The organism is Bacillus sp. MAG717A (genome assembly GCF_036884855.1).
Classification (GTDB): domain Bacteria; phylum Bacillota; class Bacilli; order Bacillales; family Bacillaceae; genus Bacillus; species Bacillus safensis.
The window spans coordinates 1,922,376-1,944,080 of the sequence record NZ_CP145733.1 but is presented as its reverse complement, the minus strand read 5'-3'; the positions used below and the strand labels follow the sequence as shown (position 1 = coordinate 1,944,080).

Sequence of the window (21,705 nt, the reverse complement as noted above, 5' to 3'; positions counted from 1 at the left end):
TTGAAGATTTATGCGTAAACCATTCACCTTCTATGTTTCAATTATAACAAACATAACCAAAAATGAAATGTATTTTTAACTTGACACACCATTAACGATTCATTTTACGGCAAAGTAGTTGGACACACCAGTCGCAATTCCAGAAGCCAACCGATCCTTTGTAGCGGTTGATTTTAAAATACTCGCATCAATTGGGCTTGTCACAAAGCCGGTTTCTAGCAAGATGCTCGGCATTCTGGAATACTTGATGACATAGAAACCTGCTGTTTTCACTCCGCGGTCTCTTGTACCAAGGGCACTGACCATTCGGGGTTGAACCTGTTGTGCCAGCTTGACACTATGAGCTGCCGCATATGTCGTATCATAATACGTCTCTGTTCCATTCGCACGGCTGTTATCACTTGCGTTGGCGTGAATACTGATGAATACATCAGCGTTTGCCTGCGCTCCTTTACTGACACGTGTCTGCAAGGAGTCAAATGTATCAGATGTTCTCGACATGACAGTAAGGGCACCCGCTTGATTAAGCCTGGACTGCAGCTTTAATGCTACTCCTAAATTGATGTTCTTTTCAAGCAGTCCATTCCCTACCGCTCCAGCATCCTGCGCACCATGACCTGCATCAATAAAAATCGTTTTGCCTAACACCGCATTTTTCAGCTGTGTGATGACATTTGATTGAATGGTTGATGTTCCGCCTACCACAGAAAATGCTGACATTTGTTTTGTTCCAATGACTTTTCTGATGGCATTCGGCACCGTTTGAGCGTCTGTGAGAAGAAGGGTTTGTTCCTGCTTCGCTGCTATACTTGCCGCAGCTGCTGCATCTGCATAAGCATACCCATGACTTATAAATGTTTGACTTGTCTTCATTGGATACGTTTTAGCAATGTGGGCAGCCACCTCATACCGATCGGCACCGCTTATTCTGACTGGTGATGGAAGCTTTTGAAAAGCGGTTTTATTAACACTTGCTTCTCCGCCGATCACAATGGTCCGCTTGACCGCTTTGTTTTTTAATAGATTGGCTGTTTCCGCGCGCAGTCCTTTGGCATCTGTTAATAAAATAGGATAGCCTTGTTTGGCAGCGTATGGAGCAATCGCGACAGCATCAGCATAAGCAGAACCATTCACGACGACAGCTGCACTAGCACTCTTCATGTGCTTAGCCACATTTGCTGCCAATTCATAGCGGTTCTTTCCTTGAATACGGGAAACGGATAGATTCATCGCTTTTAACTGCTTCACGACTTTTTCAGAAATACTTGCAGTCCCGCCAAGAATCGTTACCCGCTTCGTTTTCAGCTGCTGCAACCCTGTCTTTACAGCACCTGAAAGACTGCCCGCATTCGTTAACAGGACTGGGGCCCCTTGCTGATAGGCATAAGGCACAGCACTTAGGGCATCTGCATAAGCATCACCGCCCACAAGAACAACTGCAGGCGCTTCCTGCCAGCCCCTTTTCGCGGCATTTACCGCCACCTCATACCGATTGCTTCCTTCTATCCTCGATACAGTGTGCTGAGCAAAAACGGATGGTGTATATAAACATAGTGAAATAGCAATCAGTAAAATACATTTGATATCAAAACGCATGAAGTCAACCTCCTTGGTTTGAACCCTTCACCCAGGATGCTTCATGGACTTTTGAAAAAAGGCTGCCGAGTACGTTCTCGAGCAGCCTAAGAGGATCTGAGGCACCCCCCAGGTTTGTGTTTTCTTATCTAAAATAACCTGACACACCGCTTGAAATGCCTGACGCTAATCGATCTTTATACGTAGCAGATTTCAAGATGTTTGAATCAACTGGGCTGGAAACAAAACCAGTTTCTAAAAGAACGCTCGGCATCTTAGAATATTTAATGACGTAGAAGCCAGCTGTTTTCACACCACGGTCTCTTGTACCTAGTGCACTGACCATTTTAGGCTGGATGTTTTGCGCCAGCTTCAGGCTGTTTGCAGCCGCATATGTTTTGTCATAGTATGTTTCTGTTCCATTTGCACTGCTGTTATCATTTGAGTTCGCATGGACACTAATGAAGATATCTGCTTTCGCATTGGCACCTTTGCTCACTCGTGTTTGAAGACTGTCAAATGTGTCTGATGTTCTTGACATGGTCACAAGTGCACCAGCGTTGTTTAATTTCGTATTTAAACGCTTTGCTACATCTAAATTCAAATTCTTTTCATATAATCCGTAACCTACAGCTCCTGAATCATGCGCGCCATGACCTGGATCAATGAATACTTTTTTCCCAACAGCCGGGTTTTTCAGCTGGTTTACAACAGTTGGTGTCACAGTATTTGTACTGCCTACGACAGTAAATTTGGTGATTTTCTTGCTGCTCACTGTTGCTCTTGTTACTTTTGGAAGCGTCTTTTCATTCGTTAGAAGCAATGCTTTGTTTTGCTTTGCTGCAATTCCTGCTGCAGAAGATGAAGTGGCATAGCCAAATCCTCTTCCTACATAGGTATTATTGACGCTCATATTGTACTTTTTCACAATATTCGCCGCAACATCATAACGAGTCGAGCCTTTGATTCGCGTTGGAGATTTCAATTTATTATAAGCTGCTTTTGTGACGTAATTCTCTCCGCCGACTACAATGGTTTGTTTCACATTGCTTGCTTTTGCAACAGAAGCGATTTCAGAACGAAGTCCCTTTTTATCTGTGTATAGAATTGGGAATCCTTTTTGTGCAGCTACAGGCGCAATCGCAATACCATGTGCATAGAAAGAACCTTCAACGACAACGACGCCTGCTGGCTTTTTCATTTTTTTCGCGATATTCGCAGATAGCTCATATCGGTTTTTTCCTGAAATACGCTGTGTGGAGATGCCCATTTTCTTCACTTGATTGACCACGTTGTTTGACACACTTGATGTGCTGCCTAAAACGATCACAGTTTTTGTTTTTAATGAAGTCAAGGCTTTTTTTGTATCACCCGAAAGGCTTTTACTGTTTGTGTAAAGAACTGGTCCATTTTTTTGGTGTGCAAGTGGAATTCCTGCTGTTGCATCTGCATACGCAGTTTTCCCTACTAAAATGACTGTACTTGCAGTTCCCCATCCTTTTTTCGCTACGTTTGCCGCTACGGCATATCTGCTCCCGCCATCAATTCTTGATACTGAATTGTCTGCCAAAGCTGTTGGAACGATAACGAAAATAGCGATGAGGCTGAGGATGGCTGTTTTCATCAATGAGCGCATCTTCTATGTCCTCCTTTTACCCTTTAATAGTTTGTTAGTTTTGTACCTGGATAGTAGAACGAGAGTATGGAAGAGTATGAGTTTCCAGATTCAGCTCTCGCTTTGGCTCCGTATTGGCTCATACCAATGCCGTGGCCATACCCTTTTCCTGAAATCGTGAAATCATTTGTGTTATTTTTGACTGACGCAAACGTGCTTTTCACTTTTGTTGCGCCCATGACTGATCGAAACTCGGTCATCTTCATACTTGCCGTTGTGCTTTTGTTCACCGAATATGTGCCTGTTTTGTTTTTCAGATGGTATGTCAGTTTGATCGATACCGTCTTCGCACGCTGGCCTTTTGTTTTCCCTGAGAACGTCAGGCTTGAGATTGATGCGATTTTCATATCAGATGCAGCAGTTTCTTTGTTTTTAAGCAGCCATGATTTCAGGCCAGCAAGGTCAGCTGCATTTGTCTCTTTTGCTTTAGACCATTGAGATGCTGCCGTACTAGCAGTCAATGTCGTGCCGAGTTGTTTTTTAGAGAGTTTCAGTGTCCATGGATTGACTGGATCTTTTGTGTCCTTTTTGGCCACTAAGTATGGCAGTGCATTTCCCCATACTTCTTCACTTGCCTCTGTATAACCGCCATTGCTAGAGTAATAGGTTGCTGAAATGAGCTGATTGTTGTATTTCAGAACCTTTCCTTTTGTGGCATCGACAGCTTTTGTCGAATTTGTGTACCAGTTATATCCTCCATAGACTTGGAAGGCTGTTGTATCAGGGACGACTTTTCCAATACTTTTCACCGAATACGTTCTAGCGGCAACCGCCTGTGCTTTTAACGCTTCAACATGCCAGCTTGCAGGCATTTCATTTGGCACTACGCCTTTTAGATAGTCTTCAAATGGAATATTTTCGAGAGTCGGCCTGATATACCCTGATTCAATTGCAAAGTTTACGCTGCCTAAATACGGCTTTCCTGCAATTTGAAGGACATTTTTTGTTGAATATTTCTCAGGAACAACTCTTACTGTGTTATACGTTTTTATGCCTTTTAATGAAATTTTTCCGTTAGAAATATTCAATTGGTAGTTTTGATTTTTTTTCAGATAAACTTGTTTGGCTAATGAATTTTTCAAGCTATCTTTAATCGCACTTGTGCTGCCCGCAAGATGATAAGCATATGTACCTTTTTCCTTCAACAGTGCTTTTAAAGACGCTGTGACAGAATCGGGTTTCACATACACAACGGTACTGTTAGATTTTGCAGCCAATTGCGACAGCGGCATAGCATAAATATAGCTAGAGGCTTTCGCCAAATAAACTTTATCTGCATTAATATTTAATTTCTTTATAATATTCACAGATAATTCATAGCGATTGGCACCGCTGATTCTTGTCACCTGTGAGGTTTTTTTGATTTGATTTTCAACTTTTTGTCCAGTACTTTTCGTACTGCCGATGATGATCACTTTACTTGGCATTCTATAAGACGGAATGGAATCTTTTTTCGTTAACAGGATAGGGTATCCCTTTCTCGATGCATAGGATGCAATGGCAATCCCATTCATAAATGAGTTCCCGCCGACAACGACAGCTTGCTTATAGTTACCCATTTCTTTAGCGATTTTTTGGGAGATTTCAAACTTGTCTTTTCCACTAATACGTCTGACTTTGCCATACTTTTTAATAGATTTCTCAGCAGCTGTTGAAATGCTTTTCGTATTTCCGACAATCAGAATGTTATCCGGCTTCATTTTCTTCAGCTGGTTTTCTGTTGTTTTCGTAAGCCTTTCAATATTCGTATACAAAATAGGTGCGCCCAATTTGTATGCTAACGGTGATACAGAAATCGCATGATCAAATGCATCACGACTGACAATGACGACAGTTGATGGATTTTTCCAGCCAGCAGATGCGATGCTGTTGGCTACTTCGTATCTATTTTTGCCGTCATATCTTTTCGTCACAGCAACATTTGATCCTGATAGCTTGTATTCCCCAGTTGTTGAGATATCCATGCTTGTTTTGTTTCCGATATAATTAGACAATTTCACTGAAATTGCCGAGCTTGCCATGGCAGACTGAAAGGGTGCAACTAGTAGAGTCAGTATCATGAGAACGATTAGTGTAACGCCTGTTTTCTTCAATTTTGTTCATCCCGCCCATCTTTTTTAATTCTGTTTTTCAATCTTCTGGATTTCCTTTTGACCACTGTCATTAATAAAGTAAGAGATTTCTACTGTGTCTCCTGGTTTAAATTCATTTAACACATCTTTAAAATTATCCGTAAATTCATAGCTTAGGGTCGTATTCACTTTTTTCACTTCGACTGTATGTGCATCAGCCATTCCAATAAATTCAGCTTTCTCTTCCAGTACCTGAGGAGTTGAACTGCTTGTCTTGTTTTCTCCTGTGGACTGCTCAGCCGTTCCACATGCTGTGAGCACGATACCTAGTAGCAGTATTAAGAACGGTAAAACGACGATTTTCTTCATTTTTTTCACCTCATGTCTTTGTATCGTCTTATAACTTATTATTTTAAGGTAAATTTAAGGTTTTTTGAAACCTTTTTTTTGTTACAACGTCTATATCTAGGTTCAGAGTAAAAAAATAACTTGTTTATCAAGATTCGTAAACCTATAATCATGGAAGAATCATAGAAAAGGTGAGGGACATTATGAGAGCTGAAAGAAAAAGAAAGAAGAAAAAGGTTCTTTGGATTGTTTTATCGATTATTGGCTTATTCGTATTAGCAACTGGCGGATACGCATATCATCTTTGGAACACAGCAGCATCGACCGTCGCAGGCATTCAGGAGAATTTAAAGAAGTCAGATAAGCGTGACAAAGATGTCGATTTAAATAAGAAAGACCCGATTTCTATTTTAGTTATGGGAGTCGATGAACGAAAAAATGACCGAGGCCGTGCAGACACATTAATATACATGACAGTAAATCCGAAAACGAAAACGACCGAGATGGTGAGCATCCCGCGTGATACGTATACGAAAATTGTCGGAAAAGGCACAATGGATAAAATCAACCATTCCTATGCATTCGGCGGTACACAAATGGCAGCAGATACTGTAGAGGAACTGCTTGATGTACCTGTTGATTACTTCGTTAAAGTCAATATGGAAAGCTTTAAGGATATTGTCGATACACTTGGCGGAATTACGGTGAACAGCACGTTTGCATTTAGCTATGACGGCCATTCATTTGGTACAGGAGAGATTAACCTGAACGGGGATCAAGCCCTTGCCTATACGAGAATGAGAAAGCAAGATCCAAAGGGTGACTTCGGACGTCAGCAAAGACAGCGCCAAGTCATTGAGGGCATCATTGCAAAAGGTGCCAACATTTCATCTATAACGAAATTCGGCGATATGTTCAAAGTCGTGGAAAATAATATGAAGACAAACATGTCATTTGACGATATGTGGACGATGATGAATGATTATCGTGATGCAAGACAGCATGTGGAGCAGCACGAGTTGAAAGGATCAGGCGCACGTATCAATAACATTTATTACTACCAGCTTGATGACAGCAGTCTGGCTAAAGTGAAGAAGGAATTGAAGGAAAGTTTGGAGCAGTAAAAAAGAAGACTACAGAAATGTAGTCTTCTTTTTTTATGATTGAAATGGAACTGGTCTTTCTTCGCTTAATCCAAAACGATGAAGAAGCTCTTCAACAATTCGTTTTGACGCTTGTCCATCACCATATGGATTAGACGCCTTCGACATGTTGTCGTACTCTTTCTGATCGACTAGCAGCTGTTTTGCCATATTGTAGATGGTCTCTTCATCTGTACCCGCGAGCTTAAGCGTACCAGCTTTCACACCTTCAGGGCGTTCTGTTGTATCGCGCAGAACTAGTACTGGCTTCCCTAGAGAAGGCGCCTCCTCTTGTACACCGCCAGAATCCGTTAATATAAAGTGTGAGGCAGCAGCGAAGTTATGGAAATCAACGACTTCAAGCGGCTCAATTAAGTGCACACGATTAAGATCACTGAATTCTGTCTGAGCCGCATCACGAACAGCAGGGTTTAAATGTACAGGATATACAACCTGAACATCTTCAAACTCTTCGACAATACGTCTAATCGCTCTAAACATGTTTTTCATCGGCTGGCCAAGATTTTCTCTGCGATGAGCCGTTAACAAAATCATTTTATCTGTGCCTATTTTCTCTAAAATAGGGTGTTGATACTGCTCTGTAACCGTTGTTTGCAATGCATCAATCGCTGTATTCCCCGTCACACAAATCGTCTCTTCTTTTTTATTTTCAACTAGAAGATTCTGCTTCGCTTCAGCCGTAGGGGCAAAATGAATATCAGCAATTGTGCCAGTCATTTGACGGTTCAATTCCTCAGGGAACGGTGAATATTTATTGTGTGTTCTTAAACCCGCTTCAACATGACCGACAGAAATTTGGTGGTAGAATGCGGCCAAGCTTCCTGCAAAGGTTGTTGTTGTGTCTCCATGAACAAGGACAATATCAGGTTTTTCCTCTTGGAATAATTGATCTAGTTTCAATAGTGCATTTGATGTGATTTCAGATAATGTCTGGCGTTCTTTCATAATATTTAAATCATGATCTGGTTGAATGTTAAAGGCTTTCAACACTTGATCAAGCATTTGCCGATGCTGTGCAGTCACAGTGACTGAGGATTTGATTTGCGGATGTTTTTTCAGCTCAAGGACAAGGGGTGCCATTTTAATCGCTTCAGGCCTCGTCCCGAATACAGTCATTACATGTAATGTTTTCAATAGTCGATGCCTCTTTCCTTCTCATTTATCATAAGTGTATTATACAAAAGATTAGGAACGAATCCTAATCATTCTATTTTCAATTTTTACATCACCTTTACTCTTTTCAACATAAAAATTTACACAAACTCTTTACAATAAACATTGAATCAGATCATGCATTTATCGTAAATCATTTGTCATTTCTATCATTTGTAAGTTACACTTTATGAAAGATGAAAAATAGAGCCAAATCATTTTTTCTATATGTAAGGAAGGTGCAAAGTTCATTGAAAAAAGTACGTAAAGCCATTATACCAGCTGCAGGTCTTGGGACACGTTTCCTCCCTGCAACAAAAGCAATGCCTAAAGAAATGCTTCCAATCGTTGATAAGCCAACCATTCAATATATTATTGAAGAAGCTGTTGAATCTGGAATCGAAGACATTATTATCGTCACTGGAAAAGGGAAAAGAGCCATTGAGGATCATTTTGATTTTGCACCAGAGTTAGAGCGCAACCTTGAGGAAAAAGGAAAGAGCGAGCTTTTAGAAAAAGTGAGAAAATCCTCTAACATTGCTGACATTCATTACATACGTCAAAAAGAGCCTAAAGGACTCGGACACGCGGTTTGGTGCGCACGCAACTTTATCGGTGATGAGCCTTTTGCTGTTTTATTAGGTGATGACATTGTTCAAGCCGAAACACCTGGGCTTCGCCAGCTGATGGATGAATATGAAAAAACTCTTTCATCTGTCATTGGGGTTCAGCAAGTAGCAGACAGCGATACTCATCGCTACGGGATCATTGATCCTCTTACACAAGAAGGACGCCGCTATCAAGTCAAAAACTTTGTTGAAAAGCCGCCGCAAGGAACAGCACCATCGAACCTAGCCATCTTAGGTCGCTACATTTTCACGCCAGAGATCTTTATGTACCTCGATCAGCAAGAAATTGGTGCAGGTGGCGAAATTCAACTGACAGATGCCATTCAAAAACTGAATGACATCCAGCGCGTCTTCGCCTATGATTTCGAAGGGAAACGATACGATGTCGGTGAGAAGCAAGGCTTCATTGAAACAACGCTTGAGTTTGCTCTTCAGGATGAAGAATTGAAAAAGAAACTCATTCCATTTATGAAACAGCTTCTCGAAAAAGAAGAAGTGAACTAAAAAAGCTGCCGGCATCGGCAGCTTTTTTAATTAATCACGGAAATAGTCAGTGTATGCTGTTCATTATCAATGACAAACAGATTGTTTTCGCCCTTCACTGCGAATTTCGTTTGTTTCTCATTCATCCAGACATTCTGTTCTGTCAGCCCAAGTGTGGAAGGAGAGATGGACATCACCTCTCGAAACACAATGGTGTTTGCCTGACCATTTTGAATGACATAGTCAGTTTTCTCTGTGGTCAAACGCTCAATCGTATCCCCTTGATCACTTTTGATCGAGCTCAGCGTCTGCATTCTTTGCTTTAGAACAGACTCTTCTTTTCCAAGGAAAGAAAGTAAATACTCATATGAACCTGCTGATGCAGGCGATACATAGGAATTAAACTGTCCTGGTCCAATGGATAATGACTTTAAATCCTCTGCATTTTGAAGCGCATCAGGTTTAACAAAATACGTTTCTGACGCTGTTTTAATTTGAACGGTTTGTTTATTTTCAGCCACAGCCTGTACTTCTTGTCCAAATGGCAAAGTGACATCAGCCTTTTTTTTCATGGCTCGGTCTTTGTAAACCTTGAGTGGATCAGCCGTGATAATCATCTGTTGATCCACCTTTTTCATATCGGGTGCCCCCTTCGTCTCTTGGTTCTTCGAATGAGGCGCTTCTATCTTATCTGATGGGATTGCACCAAATGTCGCCAGTGTACGAAGCGGGCGATCCGAAAACATCGATAAGGCAAGCAATATCGTTAAGGCCGCTAAAACTGTCACTTGAAATGCGGGTCCGAACAATGAGCGCCGTTTTCCGTTCTCTTGATAACGAGACACCTTTTCTGTCTTTTGTACGCCTTTTCTGCCTTCCTTATGTTCCATTTGGTATTTTTGTTTCTCTTTCTTGGAAAGCTTGTTAAACCAATCAACAAATTCCTTATATTCCTTTACGACCTTTTTCGTATCATCAAACATACGAAGCTCACCATAATGCATCCAAGCCACCCGATCACAGATTTTTTGGATTTGGCTAATGGAGTGACTGACAAAAAAGATCGTCTTTCCTTGTTCCTTGAATTCTGTAATGCGGTCCACACATTTTTGATAGAAGGTTTGGTCTCCAACAGACAGTGCTTCATCAATAATCAAGATATCTGGATCGATATGCGCTGAAATGGCAAAACCAAGACGGGATTTCATTCCGCTTGAATAGCTCTTTACAGGCTGGTCAATAAAGTCTCCAATATCCGCAAACTCTACGATTTTTTCATAAAGCTCATCTATCTCTTTATTCGTTAATCCCATCATTAAGCACTTTAAACGAATGTTGTCTTTTCCGCTTAACTGGTTGTTTAGCCCTGCTGCAATGGCAATTAACGAAGGCTGGCCGTCCATCTCAATTTCACCACTTGTCGGTGGAATGATTTTCGCTAGAAGGTTCGACATTGTCGATTTCCCAGATCCGTTAATCCCCACAAAACCAATGGTCTCGCCCTCATATACATCAAAGGACACATCACGAACAGCAAAGAAACCTTTTTCATTTTTATTAGGTAAAAACAGTCCTTTAATCTTATCCGACTGTTTTTTATATAGGACGTATTGCTTGGATACGTTTCGAAACGAAACCTTTAGTTTCATCGTATAATCTCCTTACTTTTTAAAGAAAATCGACAAATTTATCCCTAAATTTCATATGAAGCAATGAACCGACTGTTAAAAGAAGAAGCGTGATCAGCCAAAAATAAAGTGTGTATTTGACATCATGGAAAAACCATTCTCCCTTTAACAAACTATTTCTAAAACCATCAATAATGTAGAAAAGAGGATTCAGTCTTAATATATCCCCAATCCACGCTTTGTCTCCAGTGAGCTTTTCTGAGATATTCCAAAAAATCGGCAGCAAAAAGAAAAGTAATCTTGTCACGGATTGTAAAAGAAATTGATAGTCTCTCACGAGTACGCTAATCGTGGAATTAAACAAACTAAACGAAAACATAAACGCGATCATACAAATAAAATAGTATATATATTGCAGCCAATGCGCGTCAGGGTAGATGCCATAGGAAATCAGCACAATCAGATAGACACCCATCATAACAAAGTAGCTGAACAAGTTGGACATAATCACCACAGACGGCAGCGCACTAATCGGAAAATTCATCTTCGATACCATATTAATGCGTTTAAACACACTGTTTGATCCATCAAGAATGGTCGGACTAATGAAAAACCACGGGATTAATCCGGCAAGCATCCAGATGATAAATGGAATCTCCACACCGCCAATGACAATTGGCTGTCCTCCGCGAATGCCCATACCAAAAACAAACCAGTAAGCCAGCATTTGAATCAATGGATTTAAAAACTGCCATAAAACACCTAAATAATTCATCTGATATTTTGATTTTGTTTCATAAACAGCAAGTCGCATAATCAGCGGAAATGAGCTGATTTGCTCCTTTAGTATCGTCAACATTGCGTTCATTGTTATCTTCCTTAACAAAAGTTTTGAGTACCAAAATTAAAAGCACCGCTCATAATTGTAACAGATGTTGTTTATTTTTTCACTTTAAAGACAAAACAAAGATGCTATCCTTCATAAGTATAGGAATTATTTGCTTGATCATAGGTTATAAGCAAATTTGGGATGATATTTACATTTCAGAATAATGTATGTTAAACTATCTTGACTATATAATCAGAGCATATTATTTGGATATCCATATTATAGTTATTCAGTATTATTTTTACTAATTAAAAATAGATTATTAACTAGATTTTAAGGAGAGAGACTATGGTTTCTTTAGAAAGTATTTTAACTAGTAACTCTATCTTATCTTTGTTCATACATTCATATGATAAAAAAGACCTAAAAACAATAAATTTCATTCGTGATAATCAATCATTTGATTTTCCTCTACAGCAGAATAAAGATGGTTTTTACGTAGCAGAAATACGTGCTAAAGACATTCTCCCTCTAAAAGGTTCCTCTTTCAGTATTTTCGTAGCAGATCAAGTTGGAATACTCACTCCGCTACAATATGCCGTTCATCACAAATGGCAAAGAAAGATTCTGCATAGAGAATTGGCTGTACTAATTAAAAGAACAAGCAATGAAAACTTACAAACAAAAATAACGTTCGAAATTTTAAACGCTAGAAAAAGAACAAATTTATACAAAACCAATATGATTGATTTCATGCTTGAAAATTATACTCTCACAATAAATGGTGTTTCAAACATTTTAGACATTGATGCTCCATTAGATCAAAGAAAATTCTTTATTTCACTTCATAGAGTACCTTCAAAGGATAAGATATTATTTCCTGTTAATTCAATTTCAGAAAATGGAATTTGGTCTGCACACATAGATTTAAGTTCACTTGGCCTTCATAATTTATATGAGGGTATCTGGCAAATGCATTTTTATGAAGAAATAGAGGGTAAGCTACTAGGATCTTTTATAAAAGACAGAAAAAAATTGGTTCCTACAAATTCATTTAAAACTACTGATCATCTCTTTCAGTGTCAATTTAAAAAGAAAAATAGTGGATTGATATTAGATGTCAAACAAGAAAGTCTACTTGTTTCTTTTAAAGAGAGCTATATTCAAAATCAAACGATGACTGCCCAAATATCTATAGCAAGTGAACAATTAGCATTAATAGATCATCATGTCTCTGAAATTCACATGATAAATAACAAAGACACAGAGAGTACTGTGTTAACTAAAATAAAACGTATAAATGATGAAGATTTTATTTTAAAGATACCTTTTAAACGTATCATTGAAGCCTTACAAGATGGAAGTCAGAAACAATCTGACTGGCTCTTTTTATTAACAAACAAAAAAAGTCAGAAAACTATTTTCGCCAAAGTCACAAATACCTCTTTGACTTTTGATGAAAATAACGTTCTTAATATATTTGAGAAAGTACCTTTTGAAGTAGGACTACATCGAACCGCCAGTCAAAACTTGAGTTTTACAGTTAGGAAAGCTAGAACCGTAAGAAATCTCTATCAAGTCAAAAAAATACGTGGTCACTACTTAAAAATTGAAGGCGCTGCTATCTTAAGAGGCTTAGAAATGCCTCATTCAGATTCTGTTAAGCGCTCATTAGTCTTAAAAGAACGCGCATCTTTAAAAGAAATAACCATTCCCGTACAAAATAAAAGAGACTTAACATTTGCTTATCATTATAAACGGGACAAGAAAGACTATACGTACTGTGGGTTCAAAGTGTTATTTGATACATCCACACTCCCTGAAGAAAAAGGAGTTTGGGATTTCTTTATAAGATTCGATACAGAAAAGTTTTCATTTAATAGGCGTCTAGGGTTTGTTAAGTATACTTATAAGAAAGACAAGTATCTTTCTATTATCAAATATAAAGGTAATGATAACAATAAGATTTTTAACTTTTCGTCAACAACTCCTAAGGGAAATCTAAAACTAGAAGTACTTCCCTTTAAATCTTCTATTTCTGAGGATCAAATTAGTGAAAACAGAGAAGAAGTTTGGATTATAGGAGAAAGACCAGATACCGCTCAAGATACAGGTTATCACTTTTTCAAATATTGCAGAGAAAAGCATCCTGATAAAGAAGTTTATTATGCTATTGAAGAAGGAAGTAAAGATATTCGAAATATCGAACATCTTGGAAACGTACTGATCATTGGCTCAGCTGAACATATTGAAAAAACACTACAAGCTACACACTTTATCGGTTCTCATGATCTAGAATATTTCCTTCCATTTAAAATACCACAATATCAACATACGAAGAAAGCAAAAAGAATCTTTCTACAACACGGTGTAATGGGAAGAAAATCAGCCGAATATCATCGATTTTTCTATCAATATCCTTTTCATATAGTTTGTGTCAGCTCGGTTTATGAAAAGAAAATGATGATGGATCATTTTGGTTACAAAGAATCAGAGGTTAAGGTGACTGGCTTATCAAGATTTGATCATTTAGCTAATTCTAAGACAACAGATCATAATGGCGATAGAGAGATTTTAATCATGCCAACATGGAGAGAATGGCTCAATACAGAAGAAACTTTCTTAAAATCAGATTACTATGAGAAGTATATTTCGATTCTAAAAGATAAAAAACTGCTTCAAGAATTAAAAAAACATAGAGTGAAACTATTATTTTATCCTCATTATCGAATGCAGCCATATATCTCTTATTTCAACAAATATAAGAGTGATGTAGTGTCTATTTTGGAATTGGGTGAAGTAAACGTTCAAGAATTATTAATGAGAGCCTCTCTCCTTATTACCGATTATTCTAGTGTGTCATTTGATGTAAGTTTTATGAAAAAACCAGTTATATATTATCATTTTGATTTTGAAGAATTTTTCAATAAGGGTATTTTAAGAAGTAAGGAAGAAACTTTCCTAGGTGAAATTGTAGAAGATCAAGCAAGCTTAGTTAATGAAATTATTCATACAATTCATAATGGTTTCCGAGAGAAATTATTTGTCGAAGAAAGAAGAGATTTAATTCTAACGTATACTGATAACAAAAACTGCGAAAGAATTTTTAATGAAATATCTTCTTTAAAAGATGATGATTTTTCAATCATTGCTTCCTTAACAAGAATTTCTAAAGAAACTCTTCAAAATATAAAAATAGCGACCATTCAAACACTAGTCCGAAACTATCTTTTCACAATCAGTGTTAAAAAAGTAAAAGAGTTAAAAGGTAAATCTCGAAAAACACTCAAAGCTCTTAAGACAATTAAGAGACATCTAAAAAGAAACATACACAAAAAAAACTTTTCTAATTAATAGCTACTAAATAACGATATTGAGAATATTTATTTTTTGAAGATGCCAGTCCGAGACAGTCGACTGGCTTTTTTGTTTACTAGTCAGGATAAAAAAACACCTTTAAGTGAAAATCAACTTAAAGGTGTTTGTCTTCTTAATCATAATCTTGTTCATACAATAATACACGAATTTTAAGCATTATGTTTTTTATCAAACACTACTTCAACGACCCGCTTCGAAGATTCTCCAGTCTCTAAGTAGCAGAATTTCTCATAAAACGGCGAGAATGCCTCTGGTAATGTAAAGGATGGCTGTTCTGTTTCTCTGATCCAGTCAATGACACTTGCTGTCTCTTTCACAAGCGGTCCAGGTGCTTCTTGTTCAAAGTCGAAGTAGAAGCCTCTGAGCTTGTCTCGATAGGTTTCAATGTCTGGCACATAGAACAGCATTGGACGCTTGAGGTTTGCATAATCAAAGAACACAGATGAGTAATCTGTGATGAGCAGATCAGAAATCATATAAAGATCTCTAATGTCTTCGTAATGAGAGAAGTCATAGGCAAAGCCTTCATATGGGCCTAAATCAAAGTTTTCAGCAACTAAATAGTGCATACGCAGAATGATGATATATTCATCTCCGATTGCAGCTCTGAGCTCATGCAGATCAAGGTCTAAATCAAATTTGTACTGCCCTTTTTTATAAAATTGATCGTCTCTCCATGTCGGTGCGTATAAGATCAATTTTTTATCGAGCGGCAGGTTCATTTTTTGTTTCAGTGCTCTCATCGTTTCTTCATTGTTTTGATTGTGAAGGAAGTCATTTCTCGGATATCCTGACTCAATCATCGTCTTTTGAAATTGGAACGCACGTGTAAAGATTTCAGTCGAGTAGGCATTAGGAGAGATGAGATAATCCCAATTCGATGCTTCTTTCGTGAAATTCTTTTTGTATTTCTTCGTGTTTGTTCCAGGCATATGCACCTCGTCCATGTCCATTGCCAGTCGTTTTAACGGCGTACCATGCCAAGTCTGCAAGTATGTTGTGTGATCTGGCTTTGGAACCCACAGCGGAAGACGGCTGTTTACGACCCAATACTCGGCTCTTGCCATCGCAAAAATCCATTTCAATGACAGACGATTGATATAATAGATGCCTTTTTCCTTAAACGGTGCTTCATGACCCTTTTTAACGCTCCAGATCAGCGTATATTCAGGGTGATTTTCTTTCATATACTCATAAATACCACGTGGATTACAACTGAATTGTTTTCCGTTAAAGCTTTCAAAAACAACGGTTTTCTTTTTCACAGACAGCTTACTCGCCAGTTTAAAGGTCGTTTTAAACGTTCTTGTCACAAGGCGGTTACGGACTTTTTTGATTTTACCGATCTTCTTTTTGAATTTCTTCCACTTGCTTTTGACGTAATACTTGGCACGTGTTTTCATGGTGTAGTCATTAATACGGATGCCAAGCGTTTGTCTTTTTTTCTTTCGGTACACTTCATATCGAATCGGTACATCGTTACGCTTATGGATTTGAACAAGTCCTTTGAGTTTGTTCGAGCGGTCTCCAAGCACTAAAGAAGTGGTTGTTAATGTTTCCTCTACTCCGTTCACATCGCAGATAAATTCAAGATAGAAGCGATATACAAGGCGTCTGTTCAAGGAATAGGTCAATTCCTCTAAAGGAACTTCTGCTAAAAATTGATAAAGCTGTGGTACCTGTTGATCATCGCGGTATTCGATCACTTCATCTTTTATATGGGTGATATTGACCGGAAAACGATGTTCAATTGGTTCTTCACCATTTTTCTTCAATAGAAGTTTTGCTTCTTTGATCTCATATTGATGTTCTGCACTTAGAACACCTGCATACCCGGATAAAGATAACTTACATCCTTTGTTGAGCTCGATTTGATTGAATTTCACAACCTTTAGCTCACGCTTGATTTTCAAAGAAGCATTCCCTTTGTCTGTGCGGTATGGAATGATATACAGCATGGCGTCTTTATTTTCTAAAAAAGTCAGCTCAGGCTTTTCTACTTCCATTTTTAAACGGCGTTTATAGTTTGACGTTTTCTCTTCAGATTCATTATCTGTATTGATATCTGCTTCTTTTACTTCTTCTTCCTCTTCTTCGGAATCAGAATCATAAGCTGAGTCCTCAAGCTCGTCCTCATCCTCTTCTTGGTTTGTGCTTAAATAGTCCGTGACATACAAGTTATATGTCTGGCCTTGCTCTAACGAAAGCGGCAGCGATGATTCACTCAATATCAATTTGAATAGATTCTCTTCTTGATGAACAAGCGGAAGGAAAAGCTCTTGTTTTGATACTCTTTCCCTCATAAACAAATAAAATTCCCTATCTGTTAATGGCATGTCATCATCGATGCGAATCAGCATTTCTAATTTCTCATGGTGATTTTTTAACCCTTCAACAACACTCTTCTTCTTATGAATTCCCTCTTCAATCATTAATCGCTAATCTCCTCTGTTCAGAAATCTTACCGTTATATGGCTATTTCACTTTCCAAGAATAGTTTCCTTGCTTCGTTTGATATGACCATCCATCGATGGACGATGGTTTATTCGTAAGCAGCTCACCTTCTATTTCTAGACGCTGCAAAACCTCTTGAAGTTCTACTGTTTTAAAACGAATGTAAAAATCCACAAATTTCGTTTGATTGATTTCAATGTTTTTCTTTGTTTGAAAATGGCCGATTGGGAAGCTGACTAGATGGTTTTCATCGATTGTTTGAGAGATGATTTCAGCTCCATTCACTCGATCATATCCTGCAAAATCAATTTGCACATGATCCGCATGACTCATTTCATCTTTTACATCGAGTTGAAGGTGAAGAACATGATGCTCAGAGCTTAAATCACGCAGGACCCATTTCATACGGTCCACGATTCCTCTCAGTTCATCTTTATGCTTACGATTTTCGAGCATATGATGAATGGCCGTATTCCAAACAGTCTCTTCGTCAGAAGGAACAAGATAAAAATAAGCTTGTTCTCCCAAGACTTTCTCGACATCTTCTTTATGCTCAGTATCCCCAAAAAAGACAGCATCCACTTGCTGTTTTCTTATTTGTTTAAATAATTCTCCATATTGAGAATTGATTTGATGCAGATCTTCTTCATAATGTGCATGATGCACAAATGCAGCGTAATATGTTGTTTCAGGCTGATCGATTTTAAACAGGTGGCGGTCTTGATCCCGGTCCTCTGTAATCATCAATTTCAAACGGTCATTTTGGGATTGAATACTGGATAGCCATAATTGTTTAATATCCGTCTTCTTTGTAAATGTTTGAATTCCTGTTTTTTTATACCAATTAATATGCCGAACTGGATTCTTTTTTACATCTCCATGGTAGATGAACTCCATATAAATACTGCCATCGTCATTGATCAATTCCTCCAAGTATAGTGCACCTGTATGGGGAACAAAACTTTGTACTCTGCATAAAACGCCCTGCCAATTATATTCTTCCCTTTTCACCAATTGCCGCTCTTCATTATATTGTTCAATATAACAAATGGGAGAAGAAGACCGTTCATATCTCGTCACCTGAATCTTGGATTCTTCTGCTGGAATTACGGCTTCATTGATCGAATGCGATGATTCACCGACAATAAATTCCGAATAACGTCTTTTACTTCCGCTTTCCGGTAGAATATAGTGTTCATACACATTCAAGATCTCAACCTCAGGAGAAAAAATTTCTTCCATGCGGTGAATACGTTCCTTCATATTTACATCATAATTCAAAGTTAAAATTGCAGTACGTTTATGTTGATCAGCTAATGGTTCTATTCTTGTCTTTAAAGACTTCGTTAAGCCCTCATCCTGTTTTGGCACATCACCCATAATAAAGTAGTAGTCCATATCAGGCATGTCCACTGATGCCAGTGTTTCATGTTGTTCAGATTGATCCAATGTATCTTCAACTTTTTTCTTCATCCAATTTTGAAACAAAGGAAGCTCTCCTTAAAAATAATGATGACTTGCTCATTGTATTTTACATGAAAAAGTACTTCTCACCAAAAGATAAGAAGTACTTTTTTTCGATCTATTAAAGTCCCGCAATTTCTTCCTTAATTTGTGTTGTCGAGATGCCTTCTGTTCTCTTCAAGTATACGACTTCGCAATGTTCTTTTAAGAAATCGAATTTACCTTCCCAGTCATCTCCCATGACAAACACATCGATATCGTGCTCTTGCACGTCACGGACTTTTTGATCCCAGCTGTTTTCTGGAATGACTTCGTCTACATAACGAATGGTTTCAAGAATCAGCTTTCTATGCTCGTAGCTATGATAAGCTTTTTTTGATTTTTGTAAATTAAACTCGTCTGTAGAGATGGCCACCACTAAGTAATCTCCGAGCTGCTTTGCACGCTCTAGCAGCTTAATGTGCCCCCAGTGTAATAAATCAAATGTACCGTAAGTAATAACTTTCTTCATTGCAAACATAAACTCCTTTCTTCAATCCTTATTCGACTGCATTCGTGCAGTAATTTATCCGTAATTCTGTGATATTCGATTCGCTCTTCGGAACCTCATTATATCACAGCGCCCACCAAACGTTAAGTGGATGTAAAGACAAACTATTTCCAATTTATTGGGTGCAGGAGGGAAAGTCCGAGGAATCAATGTTTTACAGAGTATCATCCATATGAATTGATGAAAATGTCACGAAATTTAAAGGTTTGTAAAGTTATTGTTAATAATTCATGGAGCATCTGTGATAAAATGATGAGTAGGTGAAGAATGAATTTACAATGAACGTTCATAGATAACAAGATAAAAAGGAGGTCTAAACAATGCAAACAGAAGTGGTCTCTAACCTTTCTTATGTAAACGGCGACTTAGATGAATTTATCAGCTATATGAATCAGCATCATATTTCTCAGAGAAGAGGCGCCATGATTGCGACTGTTAATCCAGAGATAGGCTATGCCGTCATGAAAGATCATGCGTACCATCAAGTCGTCTCATCTGCGGATTATGTACTGCCGGATGGTGTAGGCGTCGTATTGATGTCTCGCATGACCCAAAGTCCGCTTAAGTCAAGAATTGCCGGCTTTGATGTCTTCATGTCTATGCTTGATCTAGCAAACAAGCAGTCTAAAAGAATCTTTTTATATGGTGCGAAAAAAGAAGTGCTTGAGGCTGTGAAACAGCGAATTGATACGGAATATCCAAATGTGATCCTTGCCGGAAGCTGTGACGGCTATCAAGCCGATAAACGTTTCGTAGCAAAGCAAATCGCGCGCTCGAAACCTGATATGGTGTTCGTTGCATTAGGTTATCCAAACCAAGAGAACTTTATTTACGAATACCGCCATTTATTCCCGCAGGCTGTTTGCATCGGTTTAGGCGGAAGCTTTGATGTATTTAGCGGAACGGTGAAGCGTGCACCACGCTGGATGATTAAGACAAATACAGAATGGCTGTATAGATTGATTGTGAATCCATGGAGATGGAAACGAATGCTGAATATTCCTAAGTACGCTTTTGCCGTATTGAAGGAAAGCAAAGGAAAAAAACGTTACTATCCTGAGCAAGTAAAGGATCAGACGAAGCAGCTGTGAGAGACTGACAAATGTTGAATATACGCTCAATGATGATTTCATGTTACGCAGCTTTTATTTCTTTCATTGGTTGGCTGATGAGCGGCGTGAAACCGCGTGAAAACCAGGTGACGCTGCTTGTTTCATTCCAAGAGAATGCGGCTGCTCTCATTCATACTTATCAACAACAGGCGAACATGACAATGAAGCTTACTGTCCTCTATACGAAGCATGCTTCTGCGATAGAAAAGGACGGGCCTCATCTGTCATTTCGCTATTTTCATGAAAAAAATCCTCTCCATCTCATTCAATGTATGTATACGATGTTTAAAAGCAAGGTTGTCGTGACGGATAATTACTTTCTCATGACCAGTGTGCTTAGAAAACGGCCTTCTACCACCTGTATTCAAGTATGGCATGCCAATGGCGCTTTGAAAAAGTTCGGGCTTGAAGATGCTTCAAATTCTGAACGAAGTCCCCGTGACATCAAACGCTTCAAACGCGTCTATGCTTCTTTTGATTACATCGTGACAGGCTCAGATCACATGCGTGAGATTTTCAAGACTTCGTTCGGGGCCAATGATGAACGCTTTTTACAAACTGGTGTACCACTGACGGATCTGTACTATGAACAGCATCGGCCTTCATTAAAGCTGAATGATATCCCAAAAGGGAAAAAGATCCTGCTCTATACACCGACCTATCGAGACTTTGCAATGGACAGCCTTGTCCTGCCTTTTTCAAAAGAGCAATTGCAAACTGAGCTGAATGGCGATTATATTCTGCTCGTCAAGCTTCATCCTGCAGTCAAACATTTAGCAAAAGCACAAACAGACGGTGAATGGATATTTGATGTGTCCGATCAGCCGCTCTATCCATTGCTTTGTGCTTGTGATGTCCTAGTGACAGATTATTCGTCGATTGTGTTTGAGTATGCACTGCTCGAAAAGCCTGTCTTGTTCTTCACTTATGACTTAGACACTTACCGGGAGAAACGCGGCTTAGTTGATCGGTATGAAGACATCATTCCTGGAAAGGCTTGCGTTACTCAAAACATGCTTTTGCAGGAGCTTTTACACCTAAACGTATCAACCAATAAAGAACAAATCAAAACCTTTGCTGAGGAATGGAACCAATATTCAAAGGGACAATCAAGTCAGCAGCTCCTTTCATTCATTGAACAGCAGCTGCTCTTACAAAAAAAACGTCCGGCTTCTCAATAGGAAGCACGGACG

The 21,705-nt window shown here is 38.7% G+C and carries 15 protein-coding genes; 5 read left to right on the top strand and 10 right to left on the bottom strand.

Annotation, left to right across the window (positions count from 1 at the left end):
- Positions 1-99 precede the first annotated feature (99 nt).
- The 4 genes from V6Z54_RS09880 to V6Z54_RS09865 form a co-directional block, all read right to left on the bottom strand.
- Positions 100-1,596 carry a cell wall-binding repeat-containing protein gene (locus V6Z54_RS09880; protein WP_338527278.1) on the bottom strand — a complete coding sequence of 499 codons (1,497 nt, stop codon included), beginning with the start codon at positions 1,594-1,596 and terminating at the stop codon, positions 100-102.
- A 124-nt stretch (positions 1,597-1,720) separates the two neighbouring features.
- The gene (locus tag V6Z54_RS09875; RefSeq protein ID WP_041087995.1) at positions 1,721-3,211 is read right to left on the bottom strand and encodes an N-acetylmuramoyl-L-alanine amidase; all 1,491 of its coding nucleotides are present in this window, start codon (positions 3,209-3,211) and stop codon (positions 1,721-1,723) included.
- Positions 3,212-3,234: 23 nt separating this feature from the next.
- The gene (locus tag V6Z54_RS09870; RefSeq protein WP_269102645.1) at positions 3,235-5,343 is read right to left on the bottom strand and encodes a SpoIID/LytB domain-containing protein; all 2,109 of its coding nucleotides are present in this window, start codon (positions 5,341-5,343) and stop codon (positions 3,235-3,237) included.
- 24 nt (positions 5,344-5,367) lie between these two features.
- Complete coding sequence (locus V6Z54_RS09865) at positions 5,368-5,691, bottom strand: hypothetical protein (RefSeq protein WP_041087991.1); 324 nt, start codon at positions 5,689-5,691, stop codon at positions 5,368-5,370.
- 182 nt (positions 5,692-5,873) lie between these two features.
- Between V6Z54_RS09865 and V6Z54_RS09860 the strand changes: the two genes are divergently transcribed.
- Positions 5,874-6,794, top strand: coding sequence for a LytR family transcriptional regulator (locus V6Z54_RS09860; protein ID WP_041087989.1), 921 nt, complete (start codon positions 5,874-5,876; stop codon positions 6,792-6,794).
- 33 nt (positions 6,795-6,827) lie between these two features.
- On the opposite strand, the gene wecB is transcribed toward V6Z54_RS09860, so the two are convergent.
- Complete coding sequence (wecB, locus tag V6Z54_RS09855; protein WP_073978910.1) at positions 6,828-7,967, bottom strand: UDP-N-acetylglucosamine 2-epimerase (non-hydrolyzing); 1,140 nt, start codon at positions 7,965-7,967, stop codon at positions 6,828-6,830.
- A 269-nt stretch (positions 7,968-8,236) separates the two neighbouring features.
- Between wecB and galU the strand changes: the two genes are divergently transcribed.
- On the top strand, positions 8,237-9,118 hold the full coding sequence (gene galU, locus V6Z54_RS09850) for a UTP--glucose-1-phosphate uridylyltransferase GalU (protein WP_008343198.1): 882 nt from the start codon (positions 8,237-8,239) through the stop codon (positions 9,116-9,118).
- Between the two features lie 26 nt (positions 9,119-9,144).
- On the opposite strand, the gene tagH is transcribed toward galU, so the two are convergent.
- Entirely contained in the window at positions 9,145-10,746 is a 1,602-nt protein-coding gene (gene tagH / locus V6Z54_RS09845) for a teichoic acids export ABC transporter ATP-binding subunit TagH (protein WP_269102649.1), read from the bottom strand.
- A gap of 19 nt (positions 10,747-10,765) precedes the next feature.
- A complete protein-coding gene (locus V6Z54_RS09840; RefSeq protein ID WP_024426273.1) occupies positions 10,766-11,593 on the bottom strand; it encodes an ABC transporter permease in 828 nt (275 codons plus the stop codon).
- A gap of 309 nt (positions 11,594-11,902) precedes the next feature.
- On the opposite strand from V6Z54_RS09840, the gene V6Z54_RS09835 reads away from it, so the two are divergent.
- A complete protein-coding gene (locus V6Z54_RS09835) occupies positions 11,903-14,908 on the top strand; it encodes a CDP-glycerol glycerophosphotransferase family protein (protein WP_338527277.1) in 3,006 nt (1,001 codons plus the stop codon).
- A 173-nt stretch (positions 14,909-15,081) separates the two neighbouring features.
- On the opposite strand, the gene V6Z54_RS09830 is transcribed toward V6Z54_RS09835, so the two are convergent.
- The 3 genes from V6Z54_RS09830 to tagD all read right to left on the bottom strand — a co-directional run bounded on the left by V6Z54_RS09830 (position 15,082) and on the right by tagD (position 19,361).
- Entirely contained in the window at positions 15,082-17,364 is a 2,283-nt protein-coding gene (locus V6Z54_RS09830) for a CDP-glycerol glycerophosphotransferase family protein (RefSeq protein ID WP_338527276.1), read from the bottom strand.
- 43 nt (positions 17,365-17,407) lie between these two features.
- Entirely contained in the window at positions 17,408-18,874 is a 1,467-nt protein-coding gene (locus V6Z54_RS09825) for an alpha-glucosyltransferase N-terminal domain-containing protein (RefSeq protein ID WP_338527275.1), read from the bottom strand.
- Positions 18,875-18,971: 97 nt separating this feature from the next.
- Entirely contained in the window at positions 18,972-19,361 is a 390-nt protein-coding gene (gene tagD / locus V6Z54_RS09820) for a glycerol-3-phosphate cytidylyltransferase (protein ID WP_008343212.1), read from the bottom strand.
- 359 nt (positions 19,362-19,720) lie between these two features.
- Between tagD and V6Z54_RS09815 the strand changes: the two genes are divergently transcribed.
- On the top strand, positions 19,721-20,491 hold the full coding sequence (locus V6Z54_RS09815) for a WecB/TagA/CpsF family glycosyltransferase (protein WP_041087979.1): 771 nt from the start codon (positions 19,721-19,723) through the stop codon (positions 20,489-20,491).
- A gap of 11 nt (positions 20,492-20,502) precedes the next feature.
- Positions 20,503-21,693, top strand: a complete 1,191-nt coding sequence (locus V6Z54_RS09810; protein ID WP_075612014.1) for a CDP-glycerol glycerophosphotransferase family protein — start codon at positions 20,503-20,505, stop codon at positions 21,691-21,693.
- Positions 21,694-21,705: the final 12 nt, after the last annotated feature.

Excerpts from the sequence above, each read along its gene's own strand:
- V6Z54_RS09880 (WP_338527278.1), bottom strand. The coding sequence starts at position 1,596 with ATGCGTTTTGATATCAAATGTATTTTACTGATTGCTATTTCACTATGT.
- V6Z54_RS09875 (WP_041087995.1), bottom strand. The coding sequence starts at position 3,211 with ATGCGCTCATTGATGAAAACAGCCATCCTCAGCCTCATCGCTATTTTC.
- V6Z54_RS09865 (WP_041087991.1), bottom strand. The coding sequence starts at position 5,691 with ATGAAGAAAATCGTCGTTTTACCGTTCTTAATACTGCTACTAGGTATC.
- V6Z54_RS09860 (WP_041087989.1), top strand. The coding sequence starts at position 5,874 with ATGAGAGCTGAAAGAAAAAGAAAGAAGAAAAAGGTTCTTTGGATTGTT.
- tagH (WP_269102649.1), bottom strand. The coding sequence starts at position 10,746 with ATGAAACTAAAGGTTTCGTTTCGAAACGTATCCAAGCAATACGTCCTA.
- V6Z54_RS09840 (WP_024426273.1), bottom strand. The coding sequence starts at position 11,593 with ATGAACGCAATGTTGACGATACTAAAGGAGCAAATCAGCTCATTTCCG.
- V6Z54_RS09835 (WP_338527277.1), top strand. The coding sequence starts at position 11,903 with ATGGTTTCTTTAGAAAGTATTTTAACTAGTAACTCTATCTTATCTTTG.
- V6Z54_RS09830 (WP_338527276.1), bottom strand. The coding sequence starts at position 17,364 with ATGATTGAAGAGGGAATTCATAAGAAGAAGAGTGTTGTTGAAGGGTTA.
- tagD (WP_008343212.1), bottom strand. The coding sequence starts at position 19,361 with ATGAAGAAAGTTATTACTTACGGTACATTTGATTTATTACACTGGGGG.
- V6Z54_RS09815 (WP_041087979.1), top strand. The coding sequence starts at position 19,721 with ATGCAAACAGAAGTGGTCTCTAACCTTTCTTATGTAAACGGCGACTTA.
- V6Z54_RS09810 (WP_075612014.1), top strand. The coding sequence starts at position 20,503 with ATGTTGAATATACGCTCAATGATGATTTCATGTTACGCAGCTTTTATT.